We start from the raw sequence: 24370 nt of genomic DNA on the forward strand, positions 1-24370 counted from the left end.
CGGAGCAGGCTTTCCGGGAAACGCTACAAGCACGTCCGTGTGCGCTTCGTTCCGGCCATCCATGGCCTCCAAGATTCCCGGAAAGCCTGCTCCGCCGTCTGACCCCAAACTCATTCAGGGGATTCACGCCTTTCCTTGCGGGGAGTCTATGAGCGCTTCAAATCATCTTTTTGACTTCCACCCCGACTGGCTGGCCCATACTCTGGCCAGCGCGTCTTCCGATCTACCCGAAACCAAACACCAACTCCCAGATGGCACGCAGGTTTCCCGTAAGGCCAATGGTGTGTTGTGGCTGACACCGCCAGCGGGGCGGGAAAACCCGAACCAGGAGGCGCTGATTGTCTCGGCCGGGGTGCATGGTAACGAGACAGCGCCGATTGAGGTGTTGAACGGTTTGGTGTCGGAGTTGATGGCCGGGCAGTGGCAGTTGGCTTGTCCGGCGTTGTTGATATTGGGGAATCCGGTGGCGATGGTGGCCGGGGAGCGGTTTGTGGATGTGAACATGAACCGGCTGTTTAACGGGGCCCACAGCAGGCCGGAGTACAAAGGCCTGCCGGAGGCGGCTCGGGCTCGGTTTCTGGAGGAGATGTGTCGGCAGTTTGCGATGGCGCATCAGGGGCTGGCGTTGAGTCATTATGATTTGCACACGGCGATCCGGCCGTCGAAGCGGGAGCGGTTTGCGCTGTATCCGTTTGTGGAAGGTCGGTCGGTTCCGGTGGCGCAGTGTGAGTTTCTGCTGGAGGCGGAGGTGGAGACGCTGTTGTTGCAGCACCGGGAGTCGACGGTGTTTTCGTCGTTCACAGCAACGCTGCTGGAGGCGGAGAGTTTTACCGTTGAACTGGGCAAGGTGGAGCCGTTTGGCAAGAATGATTTGCGGCGGTTCAGGGGGATTGATCGGGCGCTTCGGCGGCGGTTTTGTGGCCAGCCGGCGCCTGCGGTTCAGGCGCCGTTTGATCATCTGACGGTGTTTGAGGTGGTGCACGAGATCCTGAATACGGGGCCGGCGTTCCGGTTTCATGTACCGGATGATGTGGCGAATTTTACCGAATACCAGCCGGGCACGGTGATCTGGGAAGACGACGAAACCCGTTATCAGGTGGGCACGGCGCCGGAAGCCATTGTGTTTCCGAATCCGGCGGTGCCGGTTGGCCAGCGGGTGGGTTTGATGATCCGGGCCAAGGGCAGTTTCGGGGCCGGGTAGTTCGCCACCCAGCCCCGGTCAGGCTCAGGCCGGGGCGTTTTCCGGTTCGGCCACTGGCAGTTTGATCAGCTTGGTGCACACCGAGGGGATCACCAACAGAGTCAGTACCGTTGAGGCCAGCAGGCCGGAAATGATGGCCCAGGCCATGGGTGGCCACAGGGTGGAGCTGGAGAATGCCAGGGGCAGCAATCCGGCAACCGTGGTAGCCGTGGTTAACAGGATCGGCCGGGTTCGGCGCTCCACGGCGGTACGAACCGCATCGCGGATGGCCCTGCCCCGCTCCAGTTCCCGGTCCATCACATCCAGCAGCACGATGGCGTTGTTCACCACAATCCCTACCAGTGCTATCACGCCCAGCAGCGACTGGAACCCGAACGGCGAGCCGGACAACACAAGCCCGGGGAATATGCCCACGGTCGCCAGCGGCACGGTCAGCAGAATCACCCCCACCCGCCGGAACGAGTTGAACTGCAGCAGCAGGAAGAACAACAGCAACAACATGCCGATGGGCGCGGCTTTCAACAGTGCTGTGTTGGCGTCGTTGGAGCCTTCGGCATCGCCCCCCATTTCCAGCCGCGTGCCGGCGGGCAACGGCTGATTCTCAAGAGCTGTATTCAAGCCATCCAGGGCCTGGCTAAAGCTGTAGCCGTCTTCCAGGTTAGCCGTCACGGTGTTCACCCGAACACCATTGCGCAGGTATCTGGCAGCCGGCTCCCAGGTGGTTTCCACCGTAGCGACAGCGGATAACGGCACGGCATCGCCCCGGTCGTTGTAGGTGTTGACAGACAACAGACGGGAGAGCGACAGGGAGGTCCCCTCGCGGGAACGCAGGATCATGGGAATCGGGTCGTCTTCCTGGCGATAACGCTCGGCCACCGCACCGAAGCTCTGGCCGTAGAGGCTCTGGGCGACATCCGCCCGGCTCAGGCCATAACGGGCGGCAGTGGCGTCGTCAACGTTGATGGCAATGCTGGGCACACCGATATCCAGGTCGTTACGCACGTCCACGGTACCTTCAATACGCCTCAGCGCGGAGAACACCTGCTCCGTCGCCCGGGTGCGGGTGGCGTCGTCGGCATGGTAAACCCGGACTTCCACCGGTGCTGTCCGGGGTGGCCCCTGGCCCAGAATGCCGGCCGAGATATCCACTTCCGGCATGGTTGTCGCCGCTTCATCTCGCACCCAGTGAATAAGCCCGGTGGTGTCGGCCAGTGTCGGCGTGCGGATAACCAGCCTGGCCCGGTTGGGCGACTGGGGCGAGCGCTGAAGGTTGTAATAGAACGCCGGGCCTGTGAAGCCAACGAACCGGTGCACCTCCAGTGCTTCCGGCTGGGTGCGGATGGCCCGTTCCAGGCGTTCGGCAATTTCCGCCGTGCGGGCCTGGTCGGTGCCCTCCGGCATGTACAGCTCCACGATCACCCGGGGCCGGTCCGCATTGGGGAAGAACTGTTGCGCCATGAACGGGGTCATGGAAAGACTGATGGTCACCAGCCCTGCGCCGAGAACAATCAGGCGACCGGGATACCGGAACACCAGCCCGCCCAGAAAGCGGGCGAGCCCGATCAGTCGATCACCCTGCACGTTTTTGCGGGGCTTGAGGAAACGGGCCGCCAGCAGGGGCACCGCCGAAATGGCCAAAAGGTAACTGACCGACAGGGTGAGCATGATCATCACCGGCACACCCCGGGTGAAATCCGCCGCGCCACCCTTGGCCATCAGCAGGGGTGCAAAGGCTGCCAGTGTGGTGCCAGTGGACGCACCGAGCGGGCCGGCCAGCTCGCCAACCGCTTGTTTCAGGGCATCAAGGCGACGCATGCCTTCGTCCAGGTGCCCCTGAATGTTTTCGACAATAACAATCGCGTTGTCGATCAGGATGCCCAGGGAAATCACCATACCGATCACCGCAATCTGGTGCAGCACTCCGCCGCCCAGGTCGTACAGGCCCACGCTGATCAGCGCCACCATCGGCAGTATCGAGGCCACCAGCAGGCCCATGCGAATGCCCATACCGGTGAACACCACGGCAACGATAATCAAAACCGACAACACCAGGCTCCAGGCCAGGTTCACCAGGCGTTCGGCAACCTTGTCTGGTTGGAAGAACATCTCCCGGATTTCATAGGGTTCGAAATCGCCCCGAACCTGCTCTACCCTCTCGCGGATACGCTCGCCAAAGCGAATCGCGTCGGTACTGCCCTCCTCCATGATGATGGACAACAGCACCACTCGCTCACCATCAAACCAGGTTTCCGGTTGACGGGGCTCCGCCGGGCCTCGCCACACTTCGGCAGCCGCGGCCAGAGGCACCTGGGAGCCGTCCGGCAGTTCGATGGGGGTAGCGCGAATATCATCTATGTCAGCGAATTCGGTGTTGGGCAATACAGACAGCCGTTTGCCATCCACCACCACAAAGCCACCGGGAATGGTCTGGTTGCGCTGGGCCAGGGTGTCGAGCACCCGTTTTGGGGAAATGCCCAGGCGGAACAGCGCGGCGTCGTCCAGGGCCAGGGTGATCTGTTCGTCGGCATCCCCCTCAAGCTCGATGCGGGAAATGCCGGGAATATCCGACAGGTTCTGTTTCAGGCGTTCGGCCACTTTCGAAAGTTCGGTTACCGAGGGCGAGCCACCCACGGCAATCACCACGGCGGGAATATCAATCAGCCGATCATCCAGGGTCATCTGGCCAACATCGTCCGGAAAGTCCTGCCGGGCCCGCTCCATGGCCTGTCGCACACGGTCCCAGGCGGGGTCGGTATCGTAGATATGGTCCCGGAGTTTGAGGCGGGAAAGCGCCACGCCGGTGCGAGCGGTACCGAAGCTGAAATCCAGCTCTTCCACCTGGCGCAGTTCATCGGTCAATGGCCGCAATACCAGGCGCTCAACCGCCTCGGCACTGGCACCGGGGTAGCTGACCGTAATCATGCCGGCACGATAGGGAAACGAGGGGTCTTCCTGCCGGGGCATGGTGCTGTAGGCCGCGATGCCCAGCAGGCACAGCATGGTCACCACCATGCCCAACAGGCGTTGATAGTTCAGCAGTTGGCGGGCCATCAGCGGATCTCCACCCGGTCACCGTCTACCAGCCGGGTGGTGCCGGCGTAAACTACCTGGTCACCCGCCTGCAATTCGCCCGGGTGCACCATCACCCGTTCACCAATCACTCGGTCGATTTTAACCGGCACCTGCCGCGCAGTGGCGTCATCCACCCGAAACACGCTGGTGCCCGAGTCGTTTCTCACCACGGCCAGCAAAGGCACGGTCATGGCAGAGGCCCGCACCGGTGTGATACCCACCTCGACCGGTTCACCAGAACCCAGGGACTGGGGCGGCAGGCTCACCAAAACCGGGTGCAGCTCACCCCGGATGGAACTGCCCTGGGCGATCTCAATCACGGTGCCGGTTTCCGCGTCCCGGTTGCGATCCTGCACGGACCAGACCGGCAACTCCTGCCCCACGCGTACGTGGCTGAGCAGATGGGCAGGCACACGCACCTCCACTTCCCGCCCCAGCGGCGACGACAATCGAATCACCGGCTGGCCGGCAGACACAAATTCATCACGCTCCACCAGCAAGGCTTCCACCTGACCGGCAAACGGCGCTTTCAATACGCTTTCTTCCAGCAAGCGGGTGGCTTCCGCCAGTGAGGCTTCCGCTGTGGCCATACTGGCTCTCAGGGAATCCCGACGGGCGGCGATCTGTTCCAGGTTCTGTTCCGACACCACACCACGCTGGTGCAGCCGGCTGGAACGCTCCCATTCCCGCTGGGCCTGATCAAACTGGGTTTTCAGCTCTTCCAACCGTGCAGCGGCAGAATCACGGGCCGGTTCCAGGGCGGGATTGTAGAGGCGTGCCAGCACATCCCCCGGCTTCACATTCTGCCCCAGCTCTACCGGGCGCTCCCGGAGGGTGCCGCTAAGCTGGAACGTGAGGGTGGCCCGCTGGGCAGCCCGGACAATGCCGGAGAACCGTAAGGGGATTTCTTCCACCTGTCCGCCGGTCACCTCCGCCACACGCACAGGCACGGCAGCCTCCGAGGGGGCATCGGCAGTGCCACCACGGCAACCAGAGAGAACCAGAACCACCAGCGCCAGGCTGGCAAAGGAGAATGGCGCACCGCGCTTGATGAGAGACATGATATTCAGCCCCTTTCCCTGAAAAGATTGATTGTTGGCCTCCGTTCCTTCGGGAACCGCCGATTATTTTCCGACATCATGTCATTCTTTGACAAATTGTCAATAATCGGTTTCCATTCACTTTCAGGTATCATGCAGCCATCGCACAGGAAGCCGGGAACACCATGAACGAACCCCTGAAGTCACGACGGGAACGGGAAAAACAGGCAAGGTACGACGCCATTCTGAATGCTGCTGAGCTGGTGTTCTCCGAGAAGGGTTATGAGCGCACTTCCATGGACGACATCGCACGCACGGCAAGTCTGAGCCGGGCGCTTCTGTACGTCTATTTCAAGGACAAAGCGGCCATTCAGCGCGGGATCATGCTGCGGGCAGGCCAAAGCCTGGTAACGCGTTTCGAAAACGCGCTTGGTTCGGCGGAGACAGGTCTGGCGCAGATCCGCGCCATGGGGGAGGCCTACTATCGCTTTTACCTGGAAGAACCGGATTATTTCTCGGCGCTCACCAAGGCGTCTACCGCCATCGCCGATGCCGACGAAGAGCAGACCCGGGAAATGCTCTGCTCCAAGAACGAGCTGATGCAGTTGATGACCGCCGCTATACACACCGGCCTGGAAGACGGCACCATGAGCCGGGAGCGCATCAGCTCACCGGCACAAACGGCCCTGTACCTGCGGGGCGCCCTGCACGGCGTGATCATGCTTTGCCAATCAGAAGCCACTCAGGCCGGCAGCTTTCCCGCCGACGCCCTCATTCGCCACACCATGGATATGCTGACCCGCTCCATCGCCAGCCAGTAGCGCCGCTCGCTACAACTGGAAATCGTAAATGGAACCCAGCCCCAGAATACCGGTGAGCTCGTCCAGGGCCTTGCGGACCTCCTCCAGCAGCATCGGGTCTGCCAGATCCTGTTGGTCGAGCTCACTCCGGTAATGGGCGTTCACCCAGGTTACCAGGCGGTCGTAGAGTGCATCGGTCAGGATCACGCCCCGATTGATGGCATGCAGCTCCTCATCGTTGAGCACCACCCGCAAACGCAGGCAGGCGGGCCCGCCTCCGTTTCTCATGGACTGTTTCACATCAAACACTTCCGCGCTGGTGATGGGGCCATCGCCTTTGACCAGCTGATCCAGGTAACGGCTTACCGATGGCACTTCCCGGCACTCACCGGGCACCGCCAGCAGCATGCCGTCCGGGGTATTCAGCAGCTGGCTGTTGAACAGGTACGAGGCCACGGCATCTTCGATGGGCACCTCATTGGCAGACACCCGAACGGCCTCAAGCGCAGCCCCGGTCAGCCGGTCGCTCAGTTCCGCCAGCACCCGGTCTTCCTCCAGAAACGCCAGTTCGTGGTAGAACAGGCAGTTGCCGTTGCCCACCGCAATCACATCGTTGTGGAACACGCCGGCATCAATGGCGGCTGGGTTCTGCTGTGCAAACACCGCGTGGCGGTCACTCAGCCCATGTAGCCGGGCAATAGCCCTGGAGGCTTCCAGGGTTTGTCTCGCCGGGTATTTGACCGGCGCCGGGGCCTGCTCGTTGAAGGCTATCTGGCCATACACAAACAATTCCACACCGGGTTCACCATAACGGCTGCACAACCGGGTATGGTTGGCCGCCCCCTCATCCCCGAAGTGGCTGACCGAGGGCAAGGCCGGGTGGTGGGCAAAGTAGCTTTCGTCCGTAAAAATGGCTTTCAGGGCGCGGCCGGTCACCCGGTGCTCGATGGACCGGTGAAACTTGGCGCTCAGGTTAGCCGGGGTGAAATGTACCCGATGGTCTTTGGTATCGGCACTGGGGGACACCGTCGCCGCATTGGCGGTCCACATGGCAGACGCCGACGACACCGCAGCCAGAATGGAGGGGTCTGTACTCGCGGCCTGCTCCAGCACCTGCCGGTCATTACCGGTAAACCCGAGGGCGCGCAGTGTCGGCAGGTGTGGCCGCTCATGGGGCGGCAACACGCCCTGAACGTAGCCCCGATCGGCCAACTGCTTCATCTTGGCCAACCCTTGCAAGGCAGCTTCTCTGGGATTGGCCACCGAGTTCACGTTGGATTTCGAGGCCACATTCCCCCAGGACAACCCTGCGTAGTTATGGGTGGGACCCACCAGCCCGTCAAAATTCGCTTCAACCGCGTGTTTCACCATAGCAGGCTTCCTGTCAGTCAAATGTCAGGCCGGGCGCCAGGGTATCTGGCATTTCACTCTTGCCAGCCTCCAGCGAGGCCATGGGCCAGGCGCAATAATCGGCAGCGTAATAGGCACTGGCGCGATGGTTGCCACTGGCCCCCACACCACCAAAGGGCGCCGCACTGCTGGCACCGGTCAGCGGCCGGTTCCAGTTCACGATGCCCGCACGCACCTCTTCCACCAACCGGTTATACAGCTTGCGGTCGTCACTCAGAATGCCCGCCGAGAGCCCGAAACGGGTGTTGTTGGCCAGCTCCAGGGCATCGTCAAAACTCTTGTAGCGGTATACCGTCAGCAGCGGGCCAAAGAATTCCTGATCCTTCAGCTCCACCTCCGTGGCATCGACAATACCTGGGGACAACAAGCCTGTGCCAGGCTTCAGCTGTTTCATCTCCAACAGGGAACTGGCGCCCTTCTCCAGCATATCGGCCTGGGCCTGCAGCAGCACCTCAGCCGCCTGGGCCGAGATGACCGAGCCCATGAACGGCTGGGGCTCGGCATCAAAATCGCCCACCTGAATACGGGAGGCAACGTCTACAAGCCGGGCCAGGAACTCATCCCCTTTCTTGCCTTTGGGCACCAGCAGACGGCGTGCGCAGGTGCAGCGCTGGCCGGCCGACAAAAACGCCGACTGGATGGTGTGATGAACTGCACCGTCTACATCCGCCACGTTCTGCACAATCAGCGGGTTGTTTCCGCCCATTTCCAGCGCCAGGATTTTCTCCGGCTGGCCGCCAAACTGTTCGTGCAGCAGATGACCAACATTGGAGCTGCCGGTGAAGAACAGACCGTCGATCATCAGGTGGCGGGCCAGGCATATGCCGGTATCTGCATCGCCCTGGACCAGGTTAATCACACCATCCGGCAGACCTGCCTTCTCCCAGAAACGCACGGTCATTTCGGCAACGCCCGGTGTCAGCTCACTGGGCTTGAACACCACGGTGTTGCCCGCCAGCAGGGCCGGCACAATATGGCCGTTCGGCAAATGGCCAGGAAAGTTGTAAGGGCCGAACACCGCCACCACGCCATGGGGGCGATGCCGCAGTACCGCATGTCCTCCGGCCACATCCGACTCTGAGTGCCCGGTACGTTCGTTGTAAGCCCGGATGGAAATGGGCACCTTGCCAATCATGGCCGCCACCTCGGTGCGGGATTCCCACAGCGGCTTGCCGGTCTCCAGGCCAATCTGATGGGCCAGGGCCTCTTTGTTGGCTTCCAACTGCTGGGCAAACGCCTCCACCACCGCCTGGCGCTCGGCAAAACTCTTCCGCCGCCAGGCTGCAAATGCAGCCCGGGCCTCGCGAACGGCGGCGTCTACATCTTCCAGGTTAGCGCCGTTGCCGTCCCAGACAGTCTCACCCGTGACCGGCTGTAACGATTCAAATGGCTGCCCGTGGCCCTGAATCCACAGCCCGTCTATAAAAAGATTGCCTGACAGGTTTGCCATTATTCCTCACCTCCAATTAGGGAATTTGTCAGCGGCTTCGGCGCTAATCCTGACCATGCCGGTTACGATAATGGCGCACCCGGTCGAGAATTTTCTCGTCCTCACTTTCCTGGCCCTTCAGTGTATGAATGGGTGACAAAGCGCTTTCCTTCAAGGGCGCAAGGCGAACCGGATCTCCGGACTCGATCAGCAGGGCATCCGCCACCTCGCGGGGAATACTCACGGTATCCGGCCCGATGCAGTCCATGGGCAGGGTGGTTACCCTGAAGTCCCGGAACGACCGGTTTGAAATCATCACGCGCTGTTCCGGTGGCACGTCCAGGTTCATGGGTTTATTGACCACCATGGCGTGGCGATTGATGGATTCCCGCACGGTTCGGATGTTGTTCACGAACGCCTCCACCGCCGGCCCGCCATCAAAAATATCCACCATGCCGTTAAAGTTGAAACCTTCTGCCTGCAACATTTTCAATGCCGGCCGGGTATTATCATGCACCATGCCAATCACCGCCCGCGCCTCTTCCGGCAGCATCGGCAGGTAGATCGGGTACTTGGGCATCAGCTCGGCAATAAAGGACTTGTTGCCAAGGCCAGAGAGCATGTCCGCCTGGCTGAATTCCATGTCAAAGAACTTGCTGCCAAGGGCATCCCAAAGCGGGCTGCGACCGTCTTTATCAGACACGCCACGCATCTCGGCAAAGACTTTTTCCGAGAAGTGCTTGCGGAAGTCATCGAGGAACATGAACCGGCAGCGGGATAACAACAAGCCATTGCCTCCTCCCTGATAACCTCCGGCCAACAACAGCGAACAGATTTCGGTGGTGTCCGTCATATCGTTGGACAGGTGCAAGGTGGGTGTACGCACATGCACGCCCAGTTCCCGCGAGGCATTCACCGTAACGCTCAGCCGGTAATTGTAGAACACCTCTTCCAGGCCCACGCGGGCTTCAATGCCGCTGATGCCAACGGTTTTTCCGCTTTGGGTCTCTTCCAGGGCAAACAGGTACAGCCCGGCCTCCGGGGCACAGCGCTGGTTGAAGGATTCCCGGGTACGCTCGATCTTGCGTTGCAGCAGTTCCCGGTCTGCCGGCAGGGTGGTCAGCCCTTTGCCGGCGTTCTGGGCCATGCCATAAAGATCATCAAGATCGTTTTCCTGCAACGGGCGAATCAAAAGCATGTTACGCCCTCCCCTGAGCTGGATTGATCATAATGGCGAGATCCTTACCCGGTCGCCGGCGCTCCGGCCCAATGCATGCCAGGTGCTGACCGGTACCTTTACGTCGTCCGCCAGTGTCTCAGACACCGGAGTCAGCAGGCAGCGGAAGTCTTGCCCTTCTCCGGCTGACATCAGGTAGGTTTCCCCATCGAGACCCTCGCTACCGTGAAGCGTTTTCGGTTGGCTGGTCACAACGGTTTTCAGCGTGTCGGTTCGGGCTTCCAGCACCGGGCCGCCATCAAAGATATCCACGTAGCAACCGGGCAGGAAACCTTCCCTTTGCAGCAGGTCGTAATTGGGTTTGGTCAGCGGGTGAGGTTCGCCCAGTGCTTGTTGAGCCGCCTCACTCAGCAGCGTGACATAGATGGGGTTCGGGGGCATGAGTTCGGCAATGAAGGTTTTGCTGAGCTGTCCGGAGTGCTGGTCGGCGGTTTCGAAATCCATGTTAAAGAAGTGGCGGCCAAGGCTGTCCCAGAAGGGCACTTCGCCGCTCTCATGCTGTATGCCCTGGATTTCCACCACGGTGCGATTGGTGAACCATTCCCGGTGGCTGGCGATGAACATCATGCGGGCGCGGGAGAGCAGTTCAAAGGCCGGGGTGTTTCGCAGGTCCGGTTTGAGGGTGAAGGCGCACAGCAGGGTGAGGTCGGTGAGGGCGTGGCTGGGGTACAGCACTTCTACGCGCCGGGAGACGTTGAGTTCGTGGGAGGCGTGGATAAGGTAATCGCGGCGGTAGTTGTAGAACGGTTGGCCGTTGCCTGCCCGGGTGTCTATGCCGGCGGTGCCGGCGAGTTGTCCGGTGTCTGTGTCTTCCAGTACGAAGAGGAGTCGGCGTGGGGTGTCGGTTTCGTTGGCGAAGCTGGCCTGGGACTGTTCGAGTTTTTTGGTCAGGGCGGCTTGGGTATTGGGCAGGGTGGACGACAGCCGGCCGCTCTGGGCGTTGGTCAGGTCCAGAATCTGTTGCAGGTCATCCAGTTTGGCTGGTCTTACTTGCCACATGCTTTACTCCTGCTGGCGTTCGGCGACCGGCACTGCACCGGGAACCCTTTTCCGGAAACCGCTACGAGCACATCCATGTGCGCTTCTCTCAGGCCATCCTTGGCCTTCGAAATTTCCGGAAAAGGGTTCCCGGCCCAGCGCCTACTCTTGTGGCAGCCGTCAAAAAACTTCTTATGAAACGACTTTCTTTACTGCCGCCTCAAACCGCTCCAGCGCTTCATCAATATCCGATTCCGGAATAATTAGCGAAGGCGCCAAACGAACCACGTTCGCACCGGCGACCAATACCATCACGCCTTCATCCAGGCCGGCGTTGAGGAAGTCTTTGGCTTTGCCCTGCCACTTCTCGGTCAATACACACCCCAAGAGTAGACCAGCGCCGCGTACTTCGGAAAACACGCCGTAGCGTTCGCCGATGTCCATCATGCCTTTGCGAAGTTTGTCGGAGCGGGCTTTGACGCCTTTGAGGATTTCCGGCTGGCTGACGGTGTCGATGACTTTCTGGGCGACGGCGCAGGCCAGGGCGTTGCCGCCGTAGGTGCTGCCGTGGGTGCCTACGCCGAGGCTTTTGGCGGCTTCGGCGGTGGTGAGCATGGCGGCTACCGGGAAGCCGCCGCCCAGGCCTTTGGCGCTGGTGAGGATGTCGGGCACTACGTTGTACATTTCGTAGGCGTAGAGGTGGCCGGTTCTGCCTACGCCGCTTTGTACTTCGTCGAACACCAGCAGGGCGTTGTTGTCGTCGCAGAGCTGGCGCAGGCCTTTAAGGAATTCAGGGTCGGCGGGCATTACTCCGCCTTCGCCCTGGATGGGCTCAACCACGATGGCGCAGGTTTTTTCTTTGGAGACCAGCGCCTTTACCGAGTCCAGGTTATTGAATTCGGCGTGGTGGATACCTCCCGGGGCCGGTTCGAAGCCTTCCAGGTATTTCGGCTGGCCGCCGACGCTGACGGTGAACAGGGTGCGGCCGTGGAAGGAGTTGGTGAAGGAGATGATTTCATGTTTCTCCGGGCCGTAGTGTTCCCAGGCGTAGCGACGGGCCAGTTTGAAGGCGGCTTCGTTGGCTTCAGCACCGGAGTTGGCGAAGAACACCCGTTCTGCGAAGGTCTGGTCGCACAGGGTTTTGGCCAGGCGCAACGCGGGTTCGTTGGTCATGACGTTGGACAGGTGCCAGATTTTTTCGGCCTGCTCCTGTAACACGCCCACCAGGCCCGGGTGACAATGGCCAAGGCTGGTGACGGCAATGCCGCCCTGCAGGTCCACAAACTCTCGCCCTTCCTGGTCCCACACGCGGGAGCCCTCGCCTCGCACCGGGATGATGTTACCGGGGGCGTAGTTGGGCACCATTACTTCATCAAACAGTTCGCGGGAGACAGGTTCTCTGTTCATGGATCTCTCTCAGTGACTCATTGCTAAGTGACAGGGTGAATGCCCCCATAATACGCCACTCACGGCATAAGAACAGCCGGTTGCGTCAAAGGTGGTAGTTCGATGATTCGATACGGCTTTTTGTCACGGCCCAGCAGGGCTTGCCATTCCCCCACCACGTCACCGGCCCGCCAGAACCGGATACCAATCTCGGTAATCCTGTCCCGCTGCGGATTGCCGCCGGTGGTTTCGATATCAAGGAAAGCAAATGTAGACATTCGTCTAAATAACCACCAATTATGTTTGAATTGTCACAGATTCGTAACTACCTTGTTTTTGGGTCCAACAACAATAAACGTGTGGAGACAACAACGAGCAAAGCAATAAGTTAAGAATGGCAATCCGTGCAACGGCGGCAGTGGCTGTGTTTGGCGTAGCTGGCCAGGCGAGCGCCCTGAATCTAAGCGTAGGTGATGATGTAGAAGCCAGCCTCTACGGCTACGCAAGGCTTAACATGAGCTACGATTTCAACGACAACCGAGCAGTTTCAACCCGCGCAGGCTCATTTTCTCCTGCCGATGAAGATATCGAAGGGCACTTCGGTGCAGATGCACAGCAGAGCAGACTGGGTGTCAGAGTTAAGCATTCCTCCGGTGTAGCAATTACCGTTGAAGGCGACTTCCGCGGCGCTGGAGACGCTGCAGGTAGCCTCAGATTGCGTAATGCTTTCGGTGAATATAACGGCCTCATGGCTGGTCGGAACTGGTCAAACTTCACCAGCTTCGTCGGTAACACGCCAGTGCTGGATTTCGACGGTTTGGCGGGCACTGCCGGCAGCCAAGACCGCACAGAGCAAGTCCGTTACACCACGGGTAATCTTTCCTTCTCAATAGAAGATCCGAGCTCTCAAGAAATAGTGGATGGTGACACTCGAACCTCAGCGCCAGCGCTAACCGCAAGGATTGAAGACTCTGCTGGTGGCCTATCATACTCTGCAGCGGGCTTGATAAGCCAAGTGACGGCTGATGACGGAACGAATGATGACAGCGCTATCGGCTTTGCGGTGTTTGGGGCCGCCAAATTTGCACTGAGCGACATGATTACCGTGCAAGGCGCTATCAATTACACTGACGGTGCCAATGGTTACCTCTGGCGTTCAGGTAGCAACTACTTCGGTAACAGTGCCTACATGGACGGCAACTCCATTGAGACTATTAAAGGCTATGGCGGCTCTGTAGGCGTGAGCCTGGCACTTGGAGGCGGGCGTAGCATCAACCTTGGCTACGGCATGACGACCCTGGACCTAGACGACGCTGTGGCCAACTCAAGCCTTACAGCTGCAGCTGCAGAGACAAACCAGAACGTTATGCTCAACTACATGTGGACTCCCGTACAAAACGTGATGATGGGCATTGAGTATGCGTATCTGGATCAAGAGACAGTAGGTGGCGATAGCTCTGATGCCAACAGACTGTTGTTCGCTGCTCAGTACAACTTCTAACCCTTCCTGTTAGAAGTTAACTCAGAAAAACCCCGGCTTCGGCCGGGGTTTTTCGTTCCAGGTTGGTGCAGTTTGCACCGCCATGCATCACTACGCTCACTCGCCCCGAATTGCGCTTCACACCACCCCTGAAAACTCAACAAGTTAGCCGTTTCCGCACCTTTGGCACGACTGATGCAATGTTCTGATTGCAAAGCCGGCCTCCGCAACGCTGCCCGGCCTCTACTGTCGCAACCCCATGAGGTGACACCATGAAAATAGCCCAAGACCAGTCTGTTCTGTTCGAGCTTACCCAGCCTTCTGAAGCCATTGCCATGCAGGATCTGCACGACTATTTCGATTGGATGTTCTTTGCTAATTGATCAAACCAGCAGCAGGCCAGCGGCCAAGGCCCTGACCTGCTGCTGAGGAACTCTATTAGCCAGTTTGCCGGGTTCATGGGAGCCTCATGTCATTGTTCTCAATGTTCATGGGGCTGATAGTGGATGGCTGGCATCGGTTCGGCATTGGCCGAGGCGACAGGCTCAGAAGAAAGCCTGAATCCCTGTCTGAGCCCGGCCAAGAATCAACGCGTGGACATCGTGGGTGCCCTCGTAGGTGTTCACCACTTCCAGGTTCACCAGGTGGCACGCAACACCGAATTCGTCACTGATGCCATTGCCACCGAGCATGTCGCGGGCCAGGCGAGCTACCTCGAGTGCCTTGCCGCAGGAGTTGCGCTTCATGATGGAGGTTATCTCCACCGCCGCCGTGCCTTCGTCTTTCATCCGGCCCAGGCGCAGGCTGCCCTGCAGGGCCAGGGTGATTTCCGTTTGCATGTCGGCCAGCTTTTTCTGGATCAGCTGATTCGCCGCCAGGGGCCGGCCGAACTGTTGGCGGTCCAGCACATACTGCCGGGCGGTATGCCAGCAGTCTTCCGCCGCACCCAGGGCACCCCAGGCGATGCCATAGCGGGCGGAATCCAGGCAGGTGAACGGGCCCTTCAGGCCGCGCACATCGGGGAAGGCGTTTTCTTCCGGCACGAAGACGTTATCCATCGCGATTTCACCGGTGATCGACGCCCGCAGGCCCACCTTGCCGTGAATGACCGGGGCGCTCAGGCCCTGCCAGCCCTTCTCCAGCACAAAGCCCCGAATCTTGTCGTCATCGTCCTTGGCCCAGACCACAAACACATCCGCGATCGGGCTGTTGGTGATCCACATCTTGCTGCCGGTCAGGCGGTAGCCGCCGTCTACTTTGCGGGCACGGGTAATCATGGCGCCGGGATCTGAACCGTAGTCTGGCTCGGTCAGGCCGAAGCAGCCAATCCATTCACCGGAGGCCAGCCTGGGCAGGTATTTCTGTCGGGTTTCTTCGTTACCGAATTCGTAGATGGGCACCATCACCAGTGAGGACTGCACACTCATCATGGAGCGATAGCCGGAATCCACACGCTCGATCTCACGGGCGATCAGCCCATAGCTCACATAGTTGAGACCACTGCCGCCATACTGCTCCGGCAGAGTAGCCCCCAGCAGGCCGCTCTCGCCCATTTCGCGGAAGATAGCAGGATCGGTGTGTTCGTTACGGAAGGCCTCCACCACACGGGGGCGGAGTTTCTTGTCAGCAAACTGCCGGGCGCTGTCGCGCACCATGCGTTCGTCTTCGGAGAGCTGCTGATCCAGCAGCAGGGGGTCTTCCCAATTGAAGCTTGGTTTGTTGGCCATGGTTTTGTCACTTTAACGGTATTGTTACGCCCACTATCGCTTTAGCCCGGCCCGGTTTCAAGCTGCCGGAAGGCCCGCAATACATCACAAATTCCGGAACCGGCAGGCGCAGCAATGTGACATCACCATCCGGGGAATATAAAATTCCGGAGCATTGAAGCAAGAAGCTTCTCTCATCCATTGATAAGGAATGTCACCATGAGCAATCTGGCCCATAGCCGCCTTTCAGACGGCCCTCCCTGCACCTTCTGTGATTTCATCGTTGCGGTGCTTGGCAGCAAGCACAGCCAGGAGCAGCGCCCGGTGGTTTTTCAGACGGCAGAAGCCCCGTTCCCCGGGGTTGCACGGCGCCTGCCGGATGGTATCCAGAAAAGTTATCTGCGCGAGGTCAGCAACGCGGAATCCGCCCTGCACATCTGGCCCTGGCGTAACCAGCCCGCCAGCCGGGCGGTGCTGGAGGTGGATGCAGAATCCGGCGCGCCGATTCACCTTCCGCTCACGGATGCTCCGGCGCCCGAAAGCATCCAGTCCGAAACCACCGCCAATATCCTGATGCCAACCGTGCCCATGGCCTGGGTACGGGGAATGAATCACGAAGGCAAACACCTGACCTGGCCCGCCCTCGCCCGCCCCGGTTTTCTGTATCTGTTCCGCAGCGGCATGCTCTGGCGAGAGCTGCAAATCGCCTGGGAAGGCAACCGGCCGCAATTCCGCGACGTGAGGTTGGCGGACCACCGCACCGAAGACGGCCAATTTACCGAAGACCGTCGCCCCGCCGTGGGCAAACCGCTGACGGATGTGTGGATACCCGTTCGCCTCGACGGCCAGGACCAGTCCCTTGAAGCCGCCTTCAGCGAATCTCCCCTCTCTGCAGCGCGGCTGAATTGCCTGCAGAGCGATTCCGGGCTTCGCCACTACCGGTGCAGCCAGTTCCGGGACCTGTACCCGGCGGACCAACCCCAGATGGGCTTCGCCCGCTGGCCGGATGCCGCCAAGCGAACGGTGTTCCGATTAGATAAAGTCGAAGCACAGAGACCCAGGGCGCCGGCCAAAGAATGGCAGTTTGAGCGGCCCTGGGAGTACCTGGCCGATACTACCGGAACCTACGCCGGCAAAGCACTGGACATGGCGGCCAGCCTTTATGAAGAGTGGAATGCCGGAGAGCGCACCGAGCCCCTGGCCCCCTTCGAACACCCCGAACCGGCCGCGCTTGGCATTGCGATTCAAAAAGACCTGGACCGGTCCAGTGAAACCCCACCGGAACGGCCATTCAGCTACGATGAATGGCGAACCAGCGATTGCCAGACAGACGCCCTTGGCGATTTGAGAAACCGGGGCGTTTGCGGTCTGCGCATTGAAGATCATTTTTACGAGCTGCGGCACCAGCAAGCACGCATCAACACGGCGCGCCATCTGCTGGAACTGTGTGCCGAAAAAGCCCGTAAGAATCCGCAACTGGAAAACGCCCTCCTGGTAAACCAGATCATCCTGCCGGGCCGGATCGGTCGCCAGAAGAACCCGCTGTTCAAATACAGCCTGGCATTGCCTTCCAGTGGTCACCAGAAAATTCGCCGGGTACTGATGACCGAAGAGCGAACCCTGGGCCAACACTACCTGACCCTGGCCCAGGCCGAACTGCTGCAATGCCTGAAACGCCAGCCCTATCAACAAGCCCTGGCGGACCTGTTCAGCACCGAAGGTTTCGACTATGCCGGCGCTTTCCGTTGCGCCGGGCATTTTATCAGCGACACCCTGGAACCCGCCTGCAAGCAAGACCCACTGGACCCGGAACACAGCCAGCCCAGCCCGGACAGCGACGGCAAAATCTGGGTAAGATCACTTTGTACCGAACAGGCAGCCGCCAGTGCCTCGCGAGAGGAGGTCTCTCTCGCCCGCATGTTATGGCCGCAAACCACACCAGACAGCCAAACCGAACCCTACCAGCCCCCGGAAACGCCTGAACCCAACGATGGCACGGGTGTATTCCGGGGTGCCGCCCTCGCTGCCCTGGAAAAGCTGGATTTGCCGGAGGATGTCAGCGAAATACTGACCGTGGAAGGCCTTAGGTTGGCAGAGGATATCCAAAGCGGTGCCTCAAACACCCTGATGCTGGCAGGAATGCGATCAGGAATGAGAACACTGGACAGCGCTCATAGAGAACTGCACCAGTCCATCCGTTCCGCCATGGCCGCGCTGGAGAACAACGACCGACAACTCCAGAACCTGAACGACGAACACACCCGCCTGGCCCAGCGCCGCGCAGCCCTGAAAGCCGAACACGACGCGGCCAGCCAGGAATGGATGAAGCGCAACAGCGATGAAGCATTCAGGAAAGAACAGGCCGCCGCCAAAGCCCTCAAAGACTTTGACCAAGCCAGCGCACGCCTGGAACAGCAACACGCCCAAACCCGGCAGGCCATCCAGCATCGCCTGATGGCCCAGCGCATTGCTGCCATGGCAAACCCCATGGAAGGCATACGCCGGGCCATGCCTGAAATGCTGCCGGATTTGCAGCAAATGACATTGAGCGACGCCATTGCCCAAGGCAAATACGTGCTTGGCCTGGAAGATCTGGGGCCAGACGGCGCACGCTATAACCCGGAAACGCCCGCCGCAGGCAAGGCACTGGTTTGGGTACTGAGCCGGGACAAGCCCACCACCCAGGCTATCCAGGCACTGACCCGGGCCGAGAATCAGCTGACCCTGGCACGCCGGGCCCTGGCCGAGGCTAATGGCAACCATGAAGAACTCAAGGCGAAGTTGCAGGCGGCCCAGAGCCGGTACAATCAGGTGGTCGACGAACTGAAGCAGACCGGCGGCCGGATTCGGGATATCAACGCGGAGATTCGCAAGCTGGAGGGCGAAGCCAAAGCCCACCGGGTGGACCTCAACGCTGCCGAGCGAAGCCGGTTGCACCGGGTGCTGAATACACCGGCGTTGCCGTTGGTGGTGTTGGCTATTGAGGCGGTTAATGTGGCGAATGCGTTTGGTTCTCTAAAGAGAACATCCCGTGAACGCAGCGGTTATCGAGCTATTTCTGGACTATTGTCTTCTGGGTACGGCGGAGCCTTAGCGGCAATTCTTTTGTCTGAGCGCTTTGCTAACGAGGCAACCAGAAACAGGATCGCCTCCGCACTCCAGTATCAATTCAGAGGCGAGGGCGCCAAATTCATCGCAAGAATCTTCAGGGCAGAAGCTCTCACGGTCAAAATGCTGCTTGGCGGCATAGGAGGATTAGCGCTTACTGGTGTTAGCCTTTCTGACACAATCTATGCAATAAACACTGGCGATCAGGCTGCTCTCGGTCATGGTATCGTTACTGTCGGTGGTGTCGTGACAACCCTTTCTGCATTGGTGCCAGCCCAACTCACTCTACTGGGCATGGGTCCTCTGGGCTGGGCCGGCCTCTGCCTGATCCTCGGGGGTGCGGCACTTGTTGCCCTCTACGAAGACGAACCGATAGAGAACTGGCTGAAGAACGGTCCTTTTGGCGAACACGACGGACTGCCGCATCTGCAAGGCGACAACAACGCACTGGAAGCCTGGTACCGGCTGGTGTACTTGCTCTCTCAGGTGCGAGTAACCCTATCCCCGATTCCGGAAATTACCCGCGTAGCGCTAAAACGCCAGGGGTTGGACAATCATGATCTTGCCCAGGCAACACACCTCATCCGCCTGGAAACCAATTTACCGGGCTTGACCGGCTTCACGGAACAACAAATGACGTTCAAGCTTCAACTACTCAGCCACCGAGTTAAACAGGATAGCAACCACTCGGTTCCATTGGCCTCTCAGCCGGTTCCAGACACCGAAATGCACAGATACATTCTCCGGGAGGGCGCCACGCCGGATGGTTACGAATACATCGTCAGAACACCCTCTCCCCATACGGAAACGACCAAGTTTCTTCGCATACCGCTCAGCACTCACAATGTGAGCTACTCCTGGCAGCCAAAAGCCCAAGTTCGCCTGGAAACCGGCATCCGGGGACTCGCTTTTCCGGCACCGCCACCCAAGGATTCAACCCTTTTCGACGCCAAAGATAATGAGCATACGGAGCCGGACTTCAGTGACAAAAAGCAGCTTTTCTGGATCAATAACTTCAGCAACCCGGGAGCCACGGGATGACAACGGATAAACCTGCATCGGGATACTACGGCCCGAAGGCCTATGATTCCGGACATCTCCCCCAGCAAAAACGCCCGGCACCTGGTGCTAATCCGGCACAGCCCTGGTTTAACCGAAAAGCCGATCGGAAGCTGCCCTGGGGGCACACAGAGGATGTGGCCCCCCAGTCTTATCGGACGGATTATTCTCCAGCGACGCTCAGGGGTTTCGAGAGAGAACCGAATAATTTCGCTAACATTGATTTCCACCAGCGTATTGACCATGAGCGCTATCGCCATGCTACGGCGGCACTGAGAACCCGTATTCTTCTGTTTTTCAATGCATTCGGTAATCCTGTCGTCATCGCCTTTATGATGTTCCCAATCGCCTTAGGGTTCGCAGGCCATCTCCATATTCGGCCAAAGAGTGAGCCGTTCGGGACGACACTTCTTGCATTTCTCCCAATACTAGCAACGTTCTTAGGTCCCTTAATCGCCTGCAACCTCATCCCCACTGCCCTGTTCAAACTCTTCCCCCGGCAGCTCATCAAGCCCGACAAGGGCCCGCTGTGGGAACTCAATCGCCGCACCGGCCTGGTAACGGTGTTTCATTACGATAGAAAAGGAGTCTGGGGCAAAACCGGCCATCCGGAGGAAGAAACCGCTCCGTTTTACGAATTCGATGCCTACACCTCCAACGAACTGATCCACGGCGGCGGGGTGGTGCATACCCTGTACCTGGCCCACCGGTACCGCAACATCCTGATCTCCATCGGCACCCTGATCGGCAAAACCAACCCCGAAGAATGCTACGCCCTGTGGGACATGTTCCAGAACTTCATGGACACCAGCCGGCCGCTACCGGACATTCCCCTGTGGGAAGAACATCGCGCCAATGACCCGGTCACCGCCGAACACGACCGACGAACCAACCGGCCGCTTCGTTACTGGAGGGATATGGATAACGATACCTGGAAGCAAAAGAATGAGGAGATGGGACTTCAGGTACTGCGGCTGAACACCCCGGGGCGGCTGGATATCATGAGGAATAGTTGGGCGTACTCACCAAGACCTCGGCGACAGCGGCCCGTCACCTCAAGGCAGGCCACTGAGTGAAGAGTATGGAAGCCACAGGATGACAACGGATAAACCGTCACCGGGATATTACAGCCCGAAGGCCTACAATTCTGAACACCTCCCCCAGCAAAAGCGCCCGGCACCTGGCGCCAATCCGGCACAGCCCTGGTTTAATCGAAAAGCCGACCGAAAACTGCCCTGGGGGCACACAGAGGATGTGGCCCCCCAGTCTTATCGGACGGATTATTCTCCAGCGACGCTCAGGGGTTTCGAGAGAGAACCGAATAATTTCGCTAACATTGATTTCCACCAGCGTATTGACCATGAGCGCTATCGCCATGCTACGGCGGCACTGAGAACCCGTATTCTTCTGTTTTTCAATGCATTCGGTAATCCTGTCGTCATCGCCTTTATGATGCTGCCGGTAACAATTGGCTTTTTCTCCCACTGGAGACTCAGCCCACCAGATGAAACCTTTGGCCAGATGCTGATCGCCTTTATCCCAATTCTGGCCATTTTTGTAGGTCCCCTTATCGCCTGCAACCTCGTCCCCACTGCCCTGTTCAAACTCTTCCCCCGGCAGCTCATCAAGCCCGACAAAGGCCCGCTGTGGGAGCTCAATCGCCGCACAGGCCTGGTAACGGTGTTTCATTACGACAAGAAAGGCGCCTGGGGTAAAACCGGCCAGCCGGAGGAAGAAACCGCGCCGTTTTACGAATTCGATGCCTACACCTCCAACGAACTGATCCACGGCGGCGGGGTGGTGCATACCTTGTACCTGGCCCACCGGTACCGCAACATCCTGATCCCCATCGGCACCCTGATCGGCAAAACCAGCCCCGAGGAGTGCTACGCCCTGTGGGACATGTTCCAGAACTTCATGGACACCAGCCGGCCACTGCCGGACATTCCCCTGTGGGAAGAACATCGCGCCAATGACCCGGTCACCGCCGAACACGACCAGCGAACCAATCGGCCGCCCCGTTACTGGCGAGATATGGATAACGATACCTGGAAACAGAAAAACGACGAGATGGCGCTTCAGGTGCTGCGGCTGAACACGCCAGGGCGGCTGGATATCATGCGGAATAGTTGGGCGTACTCACCAAGGCCTCGGCGACAGCGGCCCGTCGCCTCACGGCAGGCCACAGAGTGAAGAGTATGGAAGCCACAGGATGACAACCGATAAACCGTCACCGGGATACTACGGTCCGAAGGCCTATGATTCCGAACAGCTTCCTCTGCAAAAGCGCCCGGCACCGGGCGCCAACCCAGCCTTGCCCTGGTTTAACCGAAAAGCCGACCGGAAGCTACCTTGGGGCCACACAGAGGATGTGGCCCCCCAGTCTTATCGCACGGATTATTCCCCAGCAACGCTCAGACGCTTCGAGAAGGAGCCGAACAATTTCGCCAACGTTGATTTCCACCAGCGTATTGACCACGAGCGCTATCGCCATGCGACGGCGTCACTAAGAACCCGTATCCTTCTATTTTTCAGCGCTTTTGGTCACCCTATACTCATCGGTATTGTTTCAATTCCGATGCTCATTGCCGTCGCAATTGCCTATTACCACAAACCCAGCAGCACGGATCACGTTGACTATTTCATAGAGATCCTATGGGCGCTTTCCTGGGTATTTGTTCCCCTTTTCGCCTGCAATCTCATCCCCACCGCCCTGTTCAAACTCTTCCCCCGGCAGCTCATCAAGCCGGACAAGGGCCCGCTGTGGGAACTCAATCGCCGCACCGGCCTGGTGACGGTGTTTCACTACGATAAAAAAGGAGTCTGGGGCAAAACCGGTCAGCCAGAAGAAGAGTCAGCACCGTTTTACGAGTTCGATGCCTACACCTCCAACGAACTCATTCACGGCGGCGGGGTGGTGCATACCTTGTACCTGGCCCATCGGTACCGCAACATCCTGATCCCCATCGGCTCCCTGATCGGCAAAACCAACCCCGAGGAGTGCTACGCCCTGTGGGACATGTTCCAGAACTTCATGGACACCAGCCGGCCACTGCCGGACATTCCCCTGTGGGAAGAGCATCGCGCCAATGACCCGGTTACCGCCGAACACGACCGACGAATCAATCGCCCGCCCCGTTACTGGCGAGATATGGATAACGATACCTGGAAACAGAAAAACGACGAGATGGCGCTTCAGGTGCTCCGGCTGAGCACCCCGGGGCGGCTGGATATCATGCGGAATAGTTGGGTGTCCTCACCAAGACCTCGGCGACAGCGGCCCGTCACCTCAAGGCAGGCCACTGAGTGAAGAGTATGGAAGCCACAGGATGACAACGGATAAACCTGCATCGAGATACTACGGCCCGAAGGCCTATGATTCCGAACAGCTTCCTCTGCAAAAGCGCCCGGCTCCGGGCGCCAACCCGGCACAGCCCTGGTTCAACCGAAAAGCCGACCGGAAACTGCCCTGGGGCCACACAGAGGATGTCGCACCACAGATCATTCGACGGCGAAATCGCCCCGAAATACTCCGAAAGTTCGAGAAGAACCCATTGCCGTTCGGGGACCTTCAGACCCATCAGCGCATTGATCATGAATGCTATCGCCATGCGACGGCGGCACTGAGAACCCGTATTCTTCTGTTTTTCAATGCATTCGGTAATCCTGTCGTCATCGCCTTTATGATGCTGCCGGTAACAATTGGCTTTTTCTCCCACTGGAGACTCAGCCCACCAGATGAAACCTTTGGCCAGATGCTGATCGCCTTTATCCCAATTCTGGCCATTTTTGTAGGTCCCCTTATCGCCTGCAACCTCGTCCCCACTGCCCTGTTCAAACTCTTCCCCCGGCAGCTCATCAAGCCCGACAAAGGCCCGCTGTGGGAGCTCAATCGCCGCACAGGCCTGGTAACGGTGTTTCATTACGACAAGAAAGGCGCCTGGGGTAAAACCGGCCAGCCGGAGGAAGAAACCGCGCCGTTTTACGAATTCGATGCCTACACCTCCAACGAACTGATCCACGGCGGCGGGGTGGTGCATACCTTGTACCTGGCCCACCGGTACCGCAACATCCTGATCCCCATCGGCACCCTGATCGGCAAAACCAGCCCCGAGGAGTGCTACGCCCTGTGGGACATGTTCCAGAACTTCATGGACACCAGCCGGCCACTGCCGGACATTCCCCTGTGGGAAGAACATCGCGCCAATGACCCGGTCACCGCCGAACACGACCGACGAACCAAACGCCCGCCCCGTTACTGGCGGGACATGGATAACGATACCTGGAAACAGAAAAACGACGAGATGGCGCTTCAGGTGCTCCGGCTGAACACCCCAGGGCGGCTGGATATCATGAGGAATAGTTGGGCACACTCACCAAGGCGACGCCGGCAACATATGGCTTCAGCAGAGTAGATACCTTACGCCAGCCATAAACGGCGACCCGACAGGGCAATCCGTCGGA

At 59.2% G+C, this 24370-nt stretch carries 16 protein-coding genes and 1 pseudogene; 8 read left to right on the plus strand and 9 right to left on the minus strand.

The annotated features are described in order from the left end of the window. The first annotated feature begins 148 nt into the window (after positions 1–148). Positions 149–1201 (plus strand): succinylglutamate desuccinylase, encoded by a 1053-nt coding sequence (locus ASQ50_RS07470; protein WP_058090454.1) that lies wholly within the window; start codon positions 149–151, stop codon positions 1199–1201. A 24-nt stretch (positions 1202–1225) separates the two neighbouring features. On the opposite strand, the gene ASQ50_RS07475 is transcribed toward ASQ50_RS07470, so the two are convergent. After that, on the minus strand, positions 1226–4252 hold the full coding sequence (locus ASQ50_RS07475; RefSeq protein WP_058090453.1) for an efflux RND transporter permease subunit: 3027 nt from the start codon (positions 4250–4252) through the stop codon (positions 1226–1228). Beyond that, entirely contained in the window at positions 4252–5334 is a 1083-nt protein-coding gene (locus ASQ50_RS07480) for an efflux RND transporter periplasmic adaptor subunit (RefSeq protein WP_058090452.1), read from the minus strand. Before ASQ50_RS07480 ends, ASQ50_RS07475 begins: the two co-directional genes overlap by 1 nt. A 164-nt stretch (positions 5335–5498) precedes the next feature. On the opposite strand from ASQ50_RS07480, the gene ASQ50_RS07485 reads away from it, so the two are divergent. Continuing rightward, on the plus strand, positions 5499–6134 hold the full coding sequence (locus ASQ50_RS07485; RefSeq protein ID WP_058090451.1) for a TetR/AcrR family transcriptional regulator: 636 nt from the start codon (positions 5499–5501) through the stop codon (positions 6132–6134). Positions 6135–6143: 9 nt separating this feature from the next. Here the strand turns inward: ASQ50_RS07485 and astB are convergent, their stop codons facing one another. The 6 genes and pseudogenes from astB to ASQ50_RS07515 all read right to left on the minus strand — a co-directional run. Further along, positions 6144–7484, minus strand: coding sequence for an N-succinylarginine dihydrolase (gene astB, locus ASQ50_RS07490; protein ID WP_058090450.1), 1341 nt, complete (start codon positions 7482–7484; stop codon positions 6144–6146). A gap of 13 nt (positions 7485–7497) precedes the next feature. Next, positions 7498–8973: a succinylglutamate-semialdehyde dehydrogenase gene (gene astD, locus ASQ50_RS07495; protein ID WP_058090449.1), complete on the minus strand. Its 1476-nt coding sequence runs from the start codon at positions 8971–8973 to the stop codon at positions 7498–7500. Between the two features lie 43 nt (positions 8974–9016). Then, positions 9017–10150 carry an arginine N-succinyltransferase gene (astA, locus tag ASQ50_RS07500; protein WP_082888453.1) on the minus strand — a complete coding sequence of 378 codons (1134 nt, stop codon included), beginning with the start codon at positions 10148–10150 and terminating at the stop codon, positions 9017–9019. Between the two features lie 27 nt (positions 10151–10177). Continuing rightward, the gene (locus ASQ50_RS07505) at positions 10178–11188 is read right to left on the minus strand and encodes an arginine N-succinyltransferase (protein WP_058090448.1); all 1011 of its coding nucleotides are present in this window, start codon (positions 11186–11188) and stop codon (positions 10178–10180) included. Between the two features lie 171 nt (positions 11189–11359). Further along, positions 11360–12574, minus strand: coding sequence for an aspartate aminotransferase family protein (locus ASQ50_RS07510; RefSeq protein WP_058090447.1), 1215 nt, complete (start codon positions 12572–12574; stop codon positions 11360–11362). A 98-nt stretch (positions 12575–12672) separates the two neighbouring features. Then, positions 12673–12831 (minus strand): annotated as a pseudogene (locus ASQ50_RS07515) (DNA polymerase III subunit epsilon); the annotation flags it as partial. Positions 12832–12947: 116 nt separating this feature from the next. Here ASQ50_RS07515 and ASQ50_RS07520 point away from each other — a divergent pair. Next, positions 12948–14054 (plus strand): DcaP family trimeric outer membrane transporter, encoded by a 1107-nt coding sequence (locus ASQ50_RS07520; RefSeq protein WP_058090445.1) that lies wholly within the window; start codon positions 12948–12950, stop codon positions 14052–14054. A 524-nt stretch (positions 14055–14578) separates the two neighbouring features. Here the strand turns inward: ASQ50_RS07520 and ASQ50_RS07525 are convergent. Further along, entirely contained in the window at positions 14579–15760 is a 1182-nt protein-coding gene (locus ASQ50_RS07525; RefSeq protein ID WP_058090444.1) for an acyl-CoA dehydrogenase, read from the minus strand. A 198-nt stretch (positions 15761–15958) separates the two neighbouring features. Here ASQ50_RS07525 and ASQ50_RS07530 point away from each other — a divergent pair, with 198 nt between their 5' ends. From ASQ50_RS07530 to ASQ50_RS07550, 5 genes are read left to right on the plus strand one after another with little or no spacing between them, the layout of a single operon-like run. Further along, entirely contained in the window at positions 15959–19888 is a 3930-nt protein-coding gene (locus ASQ50_RS07530; RefSeq protein ID WP_058090443.1) for a hypothetical protein, read from the plus strand. Beyond that, positions 19885–20982, plus strand: a complete 1098-nt coding sequence (locus ASQ50_RS07535; protein ID WP_058090442.1) for a hypothetical protein — start codon at positions 19885–19887, stop codon at positions 20980–20982. The genes ASQ50_RS07530 and ASQ50_RS07535 overlap by 4 nt, the downstream gene beginning before the upstream one ends. Before the next feature lie 19 nt (positions 20983–21001). Next, a complete protein-coding gene (locus ASQ50_RS07540; protein WP_068351439.1) occupies positions 21002–22099 on the plus strand; it encodes a hypothetical protein in 1098 nt (365 codons plus the stop codon). 19 nt (positions 22100–22118) lie between these two features. Further along, positions 22119–23216 (plus strand): hypothetical protein, encoded by a 1098-nt coding sequence (locus tag ASQ50_RS07545; RefSeq protein WP_058092931.1) that lies wholly within the window; start codon positions 22119–22121, stop codon positions 23214–23216. A gap of 19 nt (positions 23217–23235) precedes the next feature. Next, positions 23236–24321: a hypothetical protein gene (locus ASQ50_RS07550; protein ID WP_068351442.1), complete on the plus strand. Its 1086-nt coding sequence runs from the start codon at positions 23236–23238 to the stop codon at positions 24319–24321. The last annotated feature ends 49 nt before the right edge of the window (positions 24322–24370 follow it).

This window comes from Marinobacter sp. LQ44 (assembly GCF_001447155.2).
Taxonomy (GTDB): Bacteria; Pseudomonadota; Gammaproteobacteria; order Pseudomonadales; family Oleiphilaceae; genus Marinobacter.

What these genes read in the sequence shown, in the direction of transcription:
- ASQ50_RS07535 (WP_058090442.1), top strand. Translation starts at nt 19,885, where the DNA reads ATGACAACGGATAAACCTGCATCGGGATACTACGGCCCGAAGGCCTAT.
- ASQ50_RS07545 (WP_058092931.1), top strand. Translation starts at nt 22,119, where the DNA reads ATGACAACCGATAAACCGTCACCGGGATACTACGGTCCGAAGGCCTAT.
- ASQ50_RS07530 (WP_058090443.1), top strand. Translation starts at nt 15,959, where the DNA reads ATGAGCAATCTGGCCCATAGCCGCCTTTCAGACGGCCCTCCCTGCACC.
- astB (WP_058090450.1), bottom strand. Translation starts at nt 7,484, where the DNA reads ATGGTGAAACACGCGGTTGAAGCGAATTTTGACGGGCTGGTGGGTCCC.
- ASQ50_RS07550 (WP_068351442.1), top strand. Translation starts at nt 23,236, where the DNA reads ATGACAACGGATAAACCTGCATCGAGATACTACGGCCCGAAGGCCTAT.
- ASQ50_RS07470 (WP_058090454.1), top strand. Translation starts at nt 149, where the DNA reads ATGAGCGCTTCAAATCATCTTTTTGACTTCCACCCCGACTGGCTGGCC.
- ASQ50_RS07525 (WP_058090444.1), bottom strand. Translation starts at nt 15,760, where the DNA reads ATGGCCAACAAACCAAGCTTCAATTGGGAAGACCCCCTGCTGCTGGAT.
- ASQ50_RS07505 (WP_058090448.1), bottom strand. Translation starts at nt 11,188, where the DNA reads ATGTGGCAAGTAAGACCAGCCAAACTGGATGACCTGCAACAGATTCTG.
- ASQ50_RS07540 (WP_068351439.1), top strand. Translation starts at nt 21,002, where the DNA reads ATGACAACGGATAAACCGTCACCGGGATATTACAGCCCGAAGGCCTAC.
- ASQ50_RS07485 (WP_058090451.1), top strand. Translation starts at nt 5,499, where the DNA reads ATGAACGAACCCCTGAAGTCACGACGGGAACGGGAAAAACAGGCAAGG.
- ASQ50_RS07510 (WP_058090447.1), bottom strand. Translation starts at nt 12,574, where the DNA reads ATGAACAGAGAACCTGTCTCCCGCGAACTGTTTGATGAAGTAATGGTG.
- ASQ50_RS07480 (WP_058090452.1), bottom strand. Translation starts at nt 5,334, where the DNA reads ATGTCTCTCATCAAGCGCGGTGCGCCATTCTCCTTTGCCAGCCTGGCG.
- astA (WP_082888453.1), bottom strand. Translation starts at nt 10,150, where the DNA reads ATGCTTTTGATTCGCCCGTTGCAGGAAAACGATCTTGATGATCTTTAT.
- ASQ50_RS07520 (WP_058090445.1), top strand. Translation starts at nt 12,948, where the DNA reads ATGGCAATCCGTGCAACGGCGGCAGTGGCTGTGTTTGGCGTAGCTGGC.
- ASQ50_RS07475 (WP_058090453.1), bottom strand. Translation starts at nt 4,252, where the DNA reads ATGGCCCGCCAACTGCTGAACTATCAACGCCTGTTGGGCATGGTGGTG.
- astD (WP_058090449.1), bottom strand. Translation starts at nt 8,973, where the DNA reads ATGGCAAACCTGTCAGGCAATCTTTTTATAGACGGGCTGTGGATTCAG.